Origin of the sequence: Achromobacter sp. MFA1 R4 (assembly GCF_900156745.1) — a bacterium.
GTDB lineage: Bacteria > Pseudomonadota > Gammaproteobacteria > Burkholderiales > Burkholderiaceae_B > Achromobacter.
This window is the reverse complement of record NZ_LT707065.1, coordinates 3,395,204-3,408,740: the sequence shown is the minus strand read 5'-3', so window position 1 is coordinate 3,408,740 and position 13,537 is coordinate 3,395,204. Positions and strand designations below refer to the sequence as shown.

Genomic DNA, 13,537 nt, shown 5'->3' with positions numbered 1-13,537 from the left:
TCCGCTTGATGTCCGCTTCCAGCCTGATGCCCACCCCTTCTTCCCTCGACACGGCCGCGCCGCCCGTCCCCGCCACGGTCCCCACCCTGTCCGCGCTGAAAGCCGGCGCGCGCTACGCGCAGCCCCGGCCGCCCGGCTCGGGCGACGCCTGGCTGCTGGCGGACCTGGCACGCCAGGCCGGCGCGCCGCTGGTGATCCTGACGGCCGAGCCCCTGGAGGCCCAACGCCTGGCCGAGGAAATCCAGCTGTTCGCGCCGGGCCTGCGCGTCAGGCAACTGCCCGACTGGGAAACGCTGCCCTACGACGCCTTCTCGCCGCACCAGGACCTGATCTCCGAGCGCCTGAACACGCTGCATTCGCTGATGATGAAGACGGTGGATGTGCTGACCGTGCCCATCACCACCGCGTTGTACCGGCTGGCCCCGCCCTCGTTCCTGGCCGCCTACACGTTTTCGTTCAAACAGAAGGACAAGCTGAACGAATCGGCGCTGCGCGCGCAACTCACCCTGGCCAACTACAACCACGTCACCCAGGTGACCTCGCCCGGCGAATTCTGCCTGCGCGGCGGCCTGATCGACCTGTTCCCGATGGGCTCGGTGGTGCCGTACCGGCTGGATCTGTTCGACGACGAGATCGAGACCATCCGCAGCTTCGACGTCGACACCCAGCGCAGCCTGTACCCCGTGCGCGAAGTGCAGCTCCTGCCCGGCCGCGAGTTCCCCATGGACGAAGACTCGCGCAACCGCTTCCGCGCCCGCTTTCGCGAGGTCTTCGAAGGCGATCCGTCGCGCGCCCTGCCCTACAAGGACATCGGCAACGGCATCCCGTTCGCCGGGGTCGAGTACTACCTGCCGCTCTTCTTCGAGGAAACCGCCACGCTGTTCGACTACGTGTCCGAAGGCACGGTCATGGTCACCGTCGGCGACATCGACGATGCGATGCAGCGCTTCAGCCAGGACACCGCCAGCCGCCATGGCTTCCTGAAAAGCGACCGCGAACGCCCGGTGCTGCCGCCTTCCGCCCTGTTCCTGGACAAAGAAGCGCTGTATGGGCGGCTGAAGGAATTCCGACGCCTGTCGCTGGCCGCGGGCCAGCCGCATCCGGACTTTCGCGCGGCGCCCGACGTCAGCGTGGCGCGCCGCTCCGATGACCCCATCGCCAAGCTGCGCGCGCTGGTGCAGACGCGCCAGACCCGCGTGCTGCTGTGCGCGGACTCGGCCGGCCGGCGCGAAACCCTGGTGCAGATGCTGAACGAGTTCGGCGTCACGCCCGACGCCCAGCCGGACACCATCCAGGCCTTCCTGGCGTCGGACGCGCATTTCGGCATCGTCGCCTCGCCGCTGGGCACCGGCTTCGAACTGCCGGACGCCAACCTGGCGTTCCTGACCGAAAACGATCTCTACCCCGGACTGGCCAGCACCGGACGCCGTGGCAAGCGCGACCAGGAACGCGCGAGCAACGTCGAAGCCATGGTGCGAGACCTGTCCGAACTGCGCGAAGGCGACCCCGTCGTCCATGCGCAGCACGGCATCGGGCGCTACCACGGCCTGGTCAATATGGACATGGGCGAAGGCGAGATGGAGTTCCTCCACCTCGAATATGCCAACGGCAGCACGCTGTACGTGCCGGTGTCGCAACTGCACGTGATCGCCCGCTACAGCGGCGCCGATCCGGAAGCCGCGCCGCTGCACCAGCTGGGCTCCGGCCAATGGGACAAGGCCCGCCGCAAGGCGGCCAAGCAGGTCCGCGATACGGCCGCCGAATTGCTGGCGCTGTATGCGCAGCGCGCGGCGCGCGAAGGCTTTGCCTTCAACCTGCCGCTCAATGACTACGAAGCGTTCGCCGAAGGCTTCGGCTTTGAAGAAACGGCCGATCAGGCCGCCGCCATCCAGGCCGTGATCAGCGACATGACGTCCGGCCGTCCCATGGACCGCCTGGTGTGCGGCGACGTCGGCTTCGGCAAGACCGAAGTCGCGCTGCGCGCCGCCTTCCTGGCCGTGGCCAACGGCAAGCAGGTGGCCCTGCTGTGCCCCACCACCCTGCTTGCCGAACAGCACGCGCAGACCTTCTCCGATCGCTTTGCCGACTGGCCCGTGCGCGTGGTGGAGCTGTCGCGCTTCCGGTCCCCCAAAGAGGTGGCCAGCGCCATCGAGGGCATCAATGACGGCCGGGTCGATATCGTCATCGGCACGCACAAGATCCTGTCCAAGGACGTGAAGTTCAAGCGGCTGGGCCTGGTCATCATCGACGAGGAACACCGCTTCGGCGTGCGCCAGAAAGAGGCCCTGAAGGCGCTGCGCGCCGAAGTCGACGTGCTGACGCTGACCGCCACGCCCATCCCGCGCACGCTGGGCATGTCGCTGGAAGGCATCCGCGACTTCTCCGTGATCGCCACCGCGCCGCAGAAGCGCCTGGCCATCAAGACCTTCGTGCGCCGCGAAGACGGCAGCACCTTGCGCGAGGCCCTCTTGCGCGAGCTCAAGCGCGGCGGCCAGTGCTACTTCCTGCACAACGAGGTCGAGACCATCCACAACCGCCGCGCCCGCCTGGAAGAACTGGTGCCCGAGGCCCGGATCGCGGTGGCACACGGCCAGATGCCGGAGCGCGAACTCGAACAGGTGATGAAGGGGTTCTACCAGCAGCGCTACAACGTCCTGCTGTGCACCACCATCATCGAAACCGGCATCGACGTGCCCAGCGCGAACACCATCGTGATCCACCGCGCCGACCGCTTCGGGCTGGCCCAGCTGCACCAGTTGCGCGGGCGGGTCGGACGTTCCCACCACCAGGCCTATGCCTATCTGCTGACGCCGGGCGAGGACGCCATCACCAGCAACGCCAAGAAGCGGCTGGAAGCCATCCAGGCCATGGAAGAGCTCGGCTCGGGCTTTTACCTGGCCATGCACGACCTGGAAATCCGCGGCACCGGCGAAGTGCTGGGCGATTCGCAGTCCGGCAACATCCAGGAAGTCGGCTTCTCGATGTACAACGAGATGCTCAACGAAGCCGTGCGCGCCCTGCGGGCCGGCGAAGAACCCGACCTGGACGCGCCCTTCAACCTGGCGTGCGAGGTCAACCTGCATGCGCCGGCGCTATTGCCGTCCGACTATTGCGCCGACGTGCATGCACGCCTGGCCATCTACAAGCGGCTGGCGCACGCCGCCGACGAGGACGACCTGATCCACATCCAGGAAGAACTGATCGACCGCTTCGGCAAGCTGCCCGAGGCGGCGCAGACCCTGCTCGCGACGCACCGCCTGCGCCTTGCGGCCCAGCCCCTGGGCATCGTCAAGATCGACGCCAGCGAAAGCCAGGCGCTGCTGCAGTTCGGTCCCAAGACCACGGTCGACCCCGGCCGGATCATCGATCTCGTCCAGCGCCAGCGCCACATCAAGCTCGCCGGGCAGGACAAATTGCGCGTCGAGATCAAGGCGCCCCAGCTTGCGGCCCGCGCCGACGCCGTGCGAGCGGTCCTGCGCGCACTGAAATAATCCCAGACACCCTTCCCCATCCCGCCATGACTACCCACAACCTCGTCGTCCAATCCCCCGGCCTCGCCATCGAACATGCGGAACAGCTCGCAGCCCTGGCCCAGGCCCAGGGCATCGCGCGGATCAGCAATACCGCCGCCCGCCTGCTCGACGTGCAGCACGACGCCGAGACCCGCAGCGTGGTCACCGCCTGGGCCGATGCCCGCGGCGTCGACGCCGCTTTCGTGCCGTCCGGCCTGAAGCTGTCGCACTGCAAGGTCCTGGCCATGGACATGGACTCCACGCTGATCAACATCGAGTGCATCGACGAGATCGCGGGCGTGGTCGGCGTGAAGGACAAGGTGTCCGAGATCACCGAAGCCGCCATGCGCGGCGAAATCAAGGATTTCGCCGAGAGCCTGCGGCGCCGGGTCGCGCTGCTCAAGGGCGCGCCGGCCGGCGCGCTGGACCAGGTCTACGAGGAAAAGCTGCGACTGAACCCGGGCGCCGAGCGCCTCATCACCACCGCCCAGTCCGCGGGCATCAAGGTGCTGCTGGTGTCCGGCGGATTCACGTTCTTCACCGAGCGCCTGCGCGCCCGCCTGAACCTGGACAGCGCCCACGCCAATACCCTCGAAATCGAAAACGGCGTGCTGACCGGCCGCGTGCTGGGCGACATCCTGGACGCCGACGCCAAGGCCGCGCATCTGCGCGAGTTCGCGCGCACGCACGGCGCCGACACGCACCAGATCATCGCGATGGGAGACGGCGCCAACGACCTGAAGATGCTGGCCAACGCGGGCTTCCCGGTGGCCTACCACGCCAAGCCGCTGGTTCGGCAGCAGACGCGCTACGCCCTGAACGTGTCGGGGCTGGACGGCGTGCTGAACTGGTTCGAGACCTGATCCGCAGATGCCCCGGTGTCTGACACCCATCAGCGCGCCGGTGCCAGCCCCCCAAAGCACAAAAGCCACCTCAAGATGAGGTGGCTTTTTCGTAGCGAGTCGGCGCCGGCTGCGCGGCGCCGCCGCTCAACGCCCCATGCTCAATACCGCATGCGCAGGGACAGCAACGCCGCCCGGCCCGTGCCCAGCGCCGCGTAGTGCGCGGCATAGGCCTTGGTGTAGTACGTTTCGTCGAAGATGTTCAGCACGTTCAACTGCGCCGAGATATGCTCGTTGAATTCGTAGGCGGCCATCGCGTCGAAGCGCCAGTACGAAGGCACCCAGCGCGCCTTGGGCGTGCCATCGGCATTCTTCGTGGCGTCCGAGTTGCCGTAGACCTTGTCAACGTAGTACGCGCCGCCGCCGACCGTCAGCTTGGGCAGGACCTTGTAGGTCGTCCACAGGCTGAAGGCATTGCGCGGCGTGTTGGGCAGGTCCTGGCCGACCGCGCCGCTGTTGTACGCGCCCTTGGTCATTTCGCTGTCCATGAACGTGTAGCCGCCGAAGACGTTCCACTTGGGCGTGATGGCGCCCGAGAAGCCGATTTCGATGCCGCGCACCTTGGCCTCGCCTACCTGCGCCACTTCGGTCGCGGACACGGCGACGCTGGTGTTCTTGCGGATGTCGTGGAAGGCCGCCGCCGAGAGCGTCAGCTTGTCATCCAGCACCTGCCACTTCGTGCCCAGTTCGACCGTCCGGCTCTTCTCGGGTTCGAGCGACGCGTTCGACAGCGACGTCGCATCGCTGACCGCGCTGCCCGCCACCGCGGACGGCGTGGACGAGGTGCCGTAGGTGGCGTAGATCGTGCCATTGGGCGCAGGCTTGTACGCCAGGCCGACCTGGTAGTTGAAGAGGTTGTCTTCGCGGCTCGTGCTGTAGAACGCGGGTGTGCCGGCCGGATCGCTGCGGCCGCGCGCGATGTTGCTGCCGCTGGTCCGGTAGTTGTCCCAGCGCGCGCCCAGGCTGGCCTGCCATTGTTCGTTGAACTTGATGGTGTCAAAGCCGTAGAGCGCGATCGTGTCCGTGTTGTAGCGGGCAGGATTGTCGTTGCGGGTCAGCTTGCCCGGGTAGTCGTCGCTGGGATCCGGATCCCACAGCGACGTGCACAGCGCCGGATTCGACAGGTCCGTCGCGCTGACCTTGCAGTCCATCGGGCCGCGGGCGATGGTCTGGGTGTAGCCGTCCTTGTCCTGCTTGATGTTGCTGTACTCGAAGCCCAGATCGAACGAATGCTTCAGGCTGCCGGTCTCGAACTCGCCGGTCAGGTCCGTCTGGTTGGCAAAGGTCTTGGTGACGTAGTAGCCCGACTTGAGCGCGCGATACACCAGCCCGTTGGGAATGTTGCCCTTGCTGTCGTCAGGATTGGTGGCGGCGAAATCGGTCGTGCCGCGGCCGTAGCGCATCACGTTGCGCAGCTGCAGCTTGTCGGAAAAATCATGCTGGAAGTCGACCGTCGCGACGTCGTCGCGCGTCTTCATGAAATCGCGTCCGGTCAGGCCGTAGAACGACTTGCGGCTCACGCCCATGGTCTCCGTCACCGGCTGGCCCGTCTTCGGGTCATACGGGATGGAGTAATCCGGCATGCTGTCGTCTTGGTAGTGGTAATAGCTGAGCGTGATGCGCGTCGGCGTGCCGACGCCCAGCATCAGGGAAGGCGCCACGCCCCAGCGTTCGAAGTCCACCGCGTTGTCGCGGCCGGGCACGTCGCCCTTGTTGCCCATGACGTTCAGACGGAAGGCCGCCTTGTCCGCCAGGCGCCAGTTGCTGTCGATGGTCGCGCGGTAATTGTTGTCCGTGCCGATCTGCGCCGTGGCTTCGGTGAAGTCCGTGGCCTTGGGCGTCTTGCTGACCATGTTGATGCTGCCGCCCGCACCACCGCGGCCGGAATAGACCGAATCCGGTCCCTTGATGATCTCGACCTGCTCCAGGTTGAACGTGTCGCGGATCTGGGTGCTGGAATCGCGGATGCCGTCCAGGAAGATGCTCCCCGCGGAATTCTGCCCGCGGATGATGGGCAGGTCGCCGCCCGGCCGGCCGCCTTCGCCGGCGCCGAAGGTGATGCCGGGCGAGTTGCGCAGCACATCCTGAAGCGACGAAGCGGCCTGGTCCTGGATCACCTGCTGGGGCACGACCTGCACCGTGCGCGGCGTATCCAGCAAGGGCGCCGTCAACTTGGGCGACTGAGCCGTGGACGTCTGGTAGGGAGAGCCTTCGCCCTCGACACGGACCGGGGACAACTGGGTCACGCCGGTGTCGGCGGACTGCGCTGCGGCATAGGGGCTGACGAACAACGCCGGCGCCGCGATGGCGGCGGCCAGCGACGTGGCGAGCGTATTCAGCGAATACGAATCTTGGGGCTTCAAACCAACTTCTCCAGAATGTGAATAGCAACGATTCTTGTTTTTTTGTCGTTTGCGATTCTGAACTGGGAGGCTGAATGAAACCTGAATGATTCGATTCCGCTCATCCGAAAGATGAAAAAACAACACTGCTGGGCGAACTTTCGACGTATTTCGAATGCTCAATTTTTGGGGGCGGATCGGGGCCGGCGATCGAAGGCGCGCGGGGCGCAGGGCTCGTCTTCGGTCCGCCCCTGCCCGCATGAACGGCCCCGCTCGTACCAGCCAGGGATAGGCGTCTCAGCCCTGCAGCCCGACGCGCCAGAACGCGCCACAGGCTGCGCCAGGCACGTTCCACAGCTTTCCATGAGCAAATGAAAAAACGCCCCTGGCGGGGCGTTTAAGGGTCTTGCCGCGTCTTCAAACGCGCAAGCGAGGGTGCCGCTTGAACAGATACCGGTACACGAACCCGGGATAGGCCAGCACCAGGTACAAACTGAGCGTGATCGCGTAGAACTCCCAGGTCTGGGCAAAGCGGTTGCCCAGCGCGGATTCAAACGCAAATCCCAGCGCGCCGACGATCGCGTAGAAAACCAGGACTTCGACCAGGCGGACCCAGAAGGGCTTGACCGCCGTGGCGCCGCCCTGCTTCCAGGGCAGCACGGCAAACACGCGTTCGGTCAGAAAGGGAAGGTTCGCGCTGACGAGCGCCAGCGCGATCAACAGCCATACCGCCAGCGTCTGGTTCATGGCTGTGATCCGTCCCTTACAGGGTCAGCGACGAGCGGATGGCCTGCACGCACAGCGCCATCAGGCCGCCGGGCAGCAGGCCCAGCACCAGGATCAGGGCGCCGTTGATCGACAGCACGCCGCGCTGGCCAGCGGTGGCCACCATCGGCGCGGCGTCGGCCGCCGGCTCGTCGAAGTACACGACCTTGACCACGCGCAGGTAGTAGAACGCGCCGATCAGCGAGAACAGCACCGCCACCACGGCCAGGGAAATATGACCGGCGCTCACCAGGGCCTGGAGCACGGCCAGCTTGGCGTAGAAGCCCACCAGCGGCGGGATGCCGGCCAGCGAGAACATCAGCAGCAGCACGATGGCGGCATGCCACGGGCTGCGGCGGTTCAGGCCCTTCAGGTCGTCGATGTGCTCGCACTCGAAACCTTGGCGCGACAGCAGCAGCACGATGCCGAAGCTGGCCAGCGTGGTCAGCACGTAGGTCAGCATGTAGAACAGCGACGCGCCGTAGGCGGCGGACGACAGTTCCGGCTTGCCCGCGACCGAGCCCGACATCAGGCCCAGCAGCACGAAGCCCATGTGCGAGATGGTCGAGTACGCCAGCATGCGCTTGAAGTTCGTCTGCGCGATGGCGGTCAGGTTGCCGATGGCCAGCGACAGGACGGCCAGGATCATGAGCATGGGCTGCCAGTCGGCGGCCAGCCCGTGCAGGCCGTCCACCAGCAGGCGCAGCGTGATCGCGAAGGCGGCCAGCTTGGGCGCGCCGCCCAGGATCAGGGTGACGGCGGTCGGCGAACCCTGGTAGACGTCAGGCACCCACATGTGGAACGGCACGGCGCCCAGCTTGAACGCCAGGCCCGACACCAGGAACACGATGCCGAACACCAGCGCCATCTTCTCGGCCTTGCCGGCGGCGATGACCTTGGAGATCTCGGCCAGGTCCAGGTGACCCGTCGCGCCGTAGATCATCGACATGCCGTACAGCAGGAAGCCCGAGGCCAGCGCGCCCAGCACGAAGTACTTCATGGCAGCTTCGGTGGCCACGACGTTGTCGCGGCGCAGGGCGATCAGCGCGTACAGCGCCAGCGACATCAGTTCCAGCCCGAGGTAGATGGAGATCAGGTTCCCGGAGGAGATCATCACCATCTGGCCCAGCAGCGCGAACAGGGTCAGGACGTACAGTTCACCGCCCTTGACCATGTCACGCACCTGCGCATAGACCCGGCCGTAGATCAGCGTCACGGCGACCGCGACGTAGGAGGCGATCTTCAGCAGATGCGACAGCTCGTCGGTGACGTACAGCCCGTTGAACGTCGAACCCGCCACGCCGTTCTTCCATTGCACGGCGGACACGACGGTCAGCACGCCCAGGGCAAGCATGGTCAGCAGGAACGTCGGCTTGCGCTCGGGGTGATTGCTGACCGCGTCGATGAGCAGGATAGCCAGGCCGAAAATCAGCAGAAGGATTTCCGGTGTCGCCAGGGCGAAATCGATTTGGGATTGCATCATTGTCTTGTCTTACAGTTTCGAGACGGCAACGTGTTGCAGCAGGGCCTCGACCGACACGTGCATCACGTCGGTAAAGGGCTTGGGATAGATCCCCATGTACAACACGGCGATCGCCATCACGCCAAGAATCACGAATTCGCGGCGATTGATATCGGTCAGCTCGCGCACGTGGTCGTTGGCGACATCGCCCAGGACGACGCGCTTGACCATCCACAGCGAATACGCCGCGCCCAGGATCAGGGCGGTGGCTGCCAGGAGGCCGATCCAGAAATTGTGCTGGACCGCGCCCATGATCACCATGAATTCGCCGACGAAACCGCTGGTGGCCGGCAGGCCGCTGTTGGCCATCGAGAACAGGATGAAGAACGTGGCAAAGCGCGGCATCACGTTGACCACGCCGCCGTAGTCGGCGATGCGGCGCGAGTGCATGCGGTCATAGAGCACGCCGATACACATGAACATGGCGCCCGACACGAAGCCGTGCGAGATCATCTGCACGATGGCGCCTTCGACGCCGGCCGTGTTGAAGATGAAGAAGCCCAGCGTGACGAAGCCCATGTGCGCGACCGACGAATAGGCCACCAGCTTCTTCATGTCGTCCTGCACGATCGCGACCAGGCCGATGTAGATCACGGCGATCAGCGACAGCGTGATCATCAGGCCGGCCAGGCTGTGCGAGGCATCAGGCGCGATCGGCAGCGAGAAGCGCAGGAAGCCGTAGGCGCCCAGCTTCAGCATGATCGCGGCCAGGACGATGGAACCGCCCGTGGGCGCTTCGACGTGGGCGTCGGGCAACCACGTGTGGACCGGCCACATCGGCACCTTGACCGCGAAGGCCGCCAGCAGCGCCACGAAGATCAGGATCTGCGGGGTGTAGCCCAGCTTGGTCTGCTGCCAGGTCAGGATGTCGAACGAACCGCCCGAGACGTTCCAGAGGTACACGAACGCCACCAGCGTCAGCAGCGAACCCATCAGGGTGTACAGGAAGAACTTGAACGCCGCATACACGCGGTTCGGTCCGCCCCAGACGCCGATGATGATGTACATCGGGATCAGCGTGGCTTCGAAGAACACGTAGAACAGCATGCCGTCCAGCGCGCAGAACACGCCCACCATCAGACCCGACAGGATCAGGAAGGCGGCCATGTATTGCGCGACGCGGCTGGTGATGACTTCCCAGCCCGCCAGCACCACGATGATGGTGATGAACGCGGTCAGGAGCACGAACCAGAGCGAAATGCCGTCGATGCCCAGGTGGTAGTTGACGTTGAAGGCCTCGATCCAGGAGGTCTTCTCGACGAACTGCATGGCAGCCGTGGAGGAATCAAAACCCGTGTAGAGCGGAATCGTGACCAGGAAGCCGGCGATCGAGCCGACCAGCGACAGGCCGCGGGTCAGGCCGGGACGATCGTCGCGGCCCACCGCCAGCACCAGCAGGCCGAATACGATCGGGACAAAGATCGCAAGCGTGAGCCAGGGAAAAGTGTTGGATGCCATCTCGCTTGCCATCATTGGGGAATCAGCACAAAGAAAGTCACCAGCGCCATGACGCCGATGATCATTGCGAACGCATAGTGATAGATGAAGCCGGACTGCAGGTGGCGGCTGATGGCTGCCACCCAGCCCACCAGGCGGGCGCTACCGTTGATCAGGATGCCGTCGATGATGCCGCGATCGCCGGTCTGCCACAGGCCGCGGCCCAGGCAGCGCAAGCCGCGCGCGATCACCTGCTCGTTGAACCAGTCCACGTAGTACTTGTTCTCGAGCACCTTGTTCACGCCCGACAGGCTGGACTTGATGGCGGCCGGAACCTTGGGATTGATCAGGTAGCAGTACCAGGAGATGACGAAGCCAGCCACGACCAGCCAGAACGGCAGGGTCTGGAAGGCATGCAGGCCGTAGGCGACCCAGCCGTGCCATTCCTCGCTCAGCACGTGCATGGCCGGATGCTGCAGCGGCAGCACCTTGATGGTGCCTTCGAAGAACTTGCCGAAGACCATCGGGTCAACCGCCCAGGCGCCGATCAGCACGGACGGGATCGCCAGCAGCACCAGCGGCAGCGTGACCACCCAGGGCGACTCGTGCGGCTTGCCGCCGTGGTGGCCATGGCCGTGGTCGACGTGGCCGTGGTCGTCATGACCGTGGCCGTGCGCGTCATGGCCGTGGCCGTGGTCGGACGTATCGAAGCGTTCCTTGCCGTGGAAGACCAGGAAGTAAACGCGGAACGAGTACAGCGAGGTGACGAACACGCCGATCAGCACCGCGTAGTACGCAAAGCTCGCGCCCCACACGTTGGCGTGGCCGGCGGCTTCGATGATGTTTTCCTTCGAGTAGAAACCCGAGAAGAACGGCGTGCCGACCAGGGCCAGCGTGCCCAGCAGGAAGGTGATCCAGGTGATGGGCATGTACTTGCGCAGGCCGCCCATGTTGCGGATGTCCTGGTCGTGGTGCATGCCGATGATGACCGAGCCCGCGCCCAGGAACAGCAGCGCCTTGAAGAACGCGTGCGTCATCAGGTGGAAGATCGCGACCGAGTAGGCCGACGCGCCCAGCGCCACGGTCATGTAGCCCAGCTGCGACAGCGTGGAGTACGCGACGACGCGCTTGATGTCGTTCTGGATGATGCCCAGGATGCCCAGGAACAGCGCGCCGATGGCGCCGATCACGATGATGAACGACAGCGCCGTGTCCGACAGCTCGAACAGGGGCGAGAAACGCGCCACCATGAAGATGCCGGCCGTCACCATGGTGGCGGCGTGGATCAGCGCGGAGATCGGGGTCGGGCCTTCCATCGAGTCGGGCAGCCAGGCGTGCAGCGGAACCTGGGCCGATTTACCCATGGCGCCGATGAACAGGCAAATACATGCGACGGTCAGCAGCATCCAGTCGGAACCGGGCAGCGTCATGCCGGCCAGCTTGTCGGCCTGGGCGAAGACTTCGCCGTAGTTCATGGTGCCGGCGTAGGCGAACAAGAGGCCGATGCCCAGCACGAAGCCGAAGTCGCCGACGCGGTTGATCAGGAACGCCTTCATGTTGGCGAAGATCGCCGTGGGACGGGTGTACCAGAAGCCGATCAGCAGGTACGACACCAGGCCCACCGCTTCCCAGCCGAAGAACAGCTGCACCATGTTGTTCGACATCACCAGCATCAGCATGGAGAACGTGAACAGCGAGATGTACGAGAAGAAGCGCTGGTAGCCGGGATCGTCGGCCATGTAGCCGATGGTGTAGATGTGCACCATCAGCGACACGGAGGTCACCACGACCATCATCATGGCCGAGAGCGGATCGATCAGGAAGCCGATTTCCAGCTTGGTCTGGCCGATGAGGCTCCAGGTGTAGACCGCGCCGTCGAAGCGCAGGCCGTTCAGCACGTCGCCCAGCACCACCACCGAACCGATGGCGGAGATGAGCACGCCCAGGATGGTGATGACGTGCGAGGCGCGGCGACCGATGGGACGGCCAAGGAACCCGGTGCCGAAAAGGCCCGCGAGAATTGCTCCGGCCAGCGGCGCCAGCGCGATGAGCAGGTAGAGATTGGGTGAGCTAGACATTTTCTTCCAATACCCCGTCAGCCCTTCAGGCGATCGAGTTCGTCAACGTTGATCGTGTTCAGGTTGCGGAACAGCAGCACCAGGATGGCCAGGCCGATCGCCGCTTCAGCGGCGGCCACGGTCAGGATGAAGAACACGAACACCTGGCCGGCGGTGTCGCCGAACCAGCTGGAGAACGCCACGAAGTTCATGTTGACGGCCAGGAGCACCAGCTCGATGGACATCAGGAGAATGATCAGGTTGCGGCGGTTCAGGAAGATGCCGAAGATCCCGATGGCGAACAGGATCGCGCCAAGGATCAGATAGTGGGCCAGCGTCAACGTCATTCTTTTTCTCCTTGGGGCGCGGCAACGCCGTTCGAAGCGTCACGCTTGGCCTGGGCGCGCTCGCTCTGGGCGGGCATGCTCACCATGCGGAAGCGGTCCTTCGAACGCACGCGGACAGCGGCGACCGGGTCGTTGTACTTCACGTCGCGGCGGCGGCGCAGGGTCAGCGCAATCGCGGCGACCATGCCGACCAGCAGCAGCGCGGCGCCGACTTCAACGGCATAGACGTACTGCGTGTACATCGCCTCGCCCAGGGCGCGGGCGTTGTTGTAGTCGCTGGCGAGCTGCGCCTGGGGGCCGGAGCCGTACCAGATGGAGCCCAGCACGAAGGACACTTCCAGCACCAGCACCAGGCCGATCACCAGGCCGAGCGGCAGGTAGGTCTTCATGCCCTGGCGCAGGGTGTCCATGCGGATGTCCAGCATCATCACGACGAAGAGGAAGAGCACCATCACGGCGCCCACGTACACCAGCACCAGCAGCAGCGCCAGGAATTCCGCGCCCAGCAGCATCCACAGCATGGCGGCGTTGGCGAACGCCAGGATCAGGTGCAGAACGGCGGTGACCGCGCTGCGTGCGGTGATCACGCGGAACGCCGCGATCACCAGCACGGCGGCCAGTATGTAGAAAAGGACAGTGGTAAAAGTCATGGA

9 protein-coding genes are annotated in these 13,537 nt (G+C 65.0%); 2 read left to right on the top strand and 7 right to left on the bottom strand.

From position 1 onward, the window contains the following. Positions 1-8: 8 nt before the first annotated feature. Together mfd and serB are read left to right on the top strand one after the other, a co-directional pair. Complete coding sequence (gene mfd / locus BXA00_RS15500; protein ID WP_076519302.1) at positions 9-3,491, top strand: transcription-repair coupling factor; 3,483 nt, start codon at positions 9-11, stop codon at positions 3,489-3,491. A 26-nt stretch (positions 3,492-3,517) separates the two neighbouring features. Continuing rightward, on the top strand, positions 3,518-4,375 hold the full coding sequence (gene serB / locus BXA00_RS15495; RefSeq protein ID WP_076519301.1) for a phosphoserine phosphatase SerB: 858 nt from the start codon (positions 3,518-3,520) through the stop codon (positions 4,373-4,375). 140 nt (positions 4,376-4,515) lie between these two features. Here serB and BXA00_RS15490 read toward each other — a convergent pair whose 3' ends face one another. The 7 genes from BXA00_RS15490 to BXA00_RS15460 form a co-directional block, all read right to left on the bottom strand. Continuing rightward, the gene (locus tag BXA00_RS15490) at positions 4,516-6,777 is read right to left on the bottom strand and encodes a TonB-dependent siderophore receptor (RefSeq protein ID WP_076519300.1); all 2,262 of its coding nucleotides are present in this window, start codon (positions 6,775-6,777) and stop codon (positions 4,516-4,518) included. Positions 6,778-7,173: 396 nt separating this feature from the next. Further along, the gene (locus BXA00_RS15485) at positions 7,174-7,503 is read right to left on the bottom strand and encodes a DUF2818 family protein (protein ID WP_076519299.1); all 330 of its coding nucleotides are present in this window, start codon (positions 7,501-7,503) and stop codon (positions 7,174-7,176) included. A gap of 16 nt (positions 7,504-7,519) precedes the next feature. After that, positions 7,520-9,004: an NADH-quinone oxidoreductase subunit NuoN gene (nuoN, locus tag BXA00_RS15480; protein ID WP_076519298.1), complete on the bottom strand. Its 1,485-nt coding sequence runs from the start codon at positions 9,002-9,004 to the stop codon at positions 7,520-7,522. A gap of 9 nt (positions 9,005-9,013) precedes the next feature. Further along, entirely contained in the window at positions 9,014-10,516 is a 1,503-nt protein-coding gene (locus BXA00_RS15475) for an NADH-quinone oxidoreductase subunit M (RefSeq protein ID WP_076519297.1), read from the bottom strand. Beyond that, positions 10,513-12,558 (bottom strand): NADH-quinone oxidoreductase subunit L, encoded by a 2,046-nt coding sequence (gene nuoL / locus BXA00_RS15470; RefSeq protein ID WP_076519296.1) that lies wholly within the window; start codon positions 12,556-12,558, stop codon positions 10,513-10,515. Before nuoL ends, BXA00_RS15475 begins: the two co-directional genes overlap by 4 nt. A 17-nt stretch (positions 12,559-12,575) precedes the next feature. Then, complete coding sequence (nuoK, locus tag BXA00_RS15465; protein WP_006217969.1) at positions 12,576-12,884, bottom strand: NADH-quinone oxidoreductase subunit NuoK; 309 nt, start codon at positions 12,882-12,884, stop codon at positions 12,576-12,578. Next, on the bottom strand, positions 12,881-13,534 hold the full coding sequence (locus BXA00_RS15460; RefSeq protein WP_076519295.1) for an NADH-quinone oxidoreductase subunit J: 654 nt from the start codon (positions 13,532-13,534) through the stop codon (positions 12,881-12,883). The genes nuoK and BXA00_RS15460 overlap by 4 nt, the downstream gene beginning before the upstream one ends. Positions 13,535-13,537 lie beyond the last annotated feature (3 nt).

Bases quoted from the DNA above. Each gene is read 5' to 3' on its own strand.
- nuoN (WP_076519298.1), bottom strand. From the start codon at position 9,004: ATGATGCAATCCCAAATCGATTTCGCCCTGGCGACACCGGAAATCCTT.
- serB (WP_076519301.1), top strand. From the start codon at position 3,518: ATGACTACCCACAACCTCGTCGTCCAATCCCCCGGCCTCGCCATCGAA.
- nuoK (WP_006217969.1), bottom strand. From the start codon at position 12,884: ATGACGTTGACGCTGGCCCACTATCTGATCCTTGGCGCGATCCTGTTC.
- BXA00_RS15485 (WP_076519299.1), bottom strand. From the start codon at position 7,503: ATGAACCAGACGCTGGCGGTATGGCTGTTGATCGCGCTGGCGCTCGTC.
- BXA00_RS15475 (WP_076519297.1), bottom strand. From the start codon at position 10,516: ATGATGGCAAGCGAGATGGCATCCAACACTTTTCCCTGGCTCACGCTT.
- BXA00_RS15460 (WP_076519295.1), bottom strand. From the start codon at position 13,534: ATGACTTTTACCACTGTCCTTTTCTACATACTGGCCGCCGTGCTGGTG.
- mfd (WP_076519302.1), top strand. From the start codon at position 9: ATGTCCGCTTCCAGCCTGATGCCCACCCCTTCTTCCCTCGACACGGCC.
- nuoL (WP_076519296.1), bottom strand. From the start codon at position 12,558: ATGTCTAGCTCACCCAATCTCTACCTGCTCATCGCGCTGGCGCCGCTG.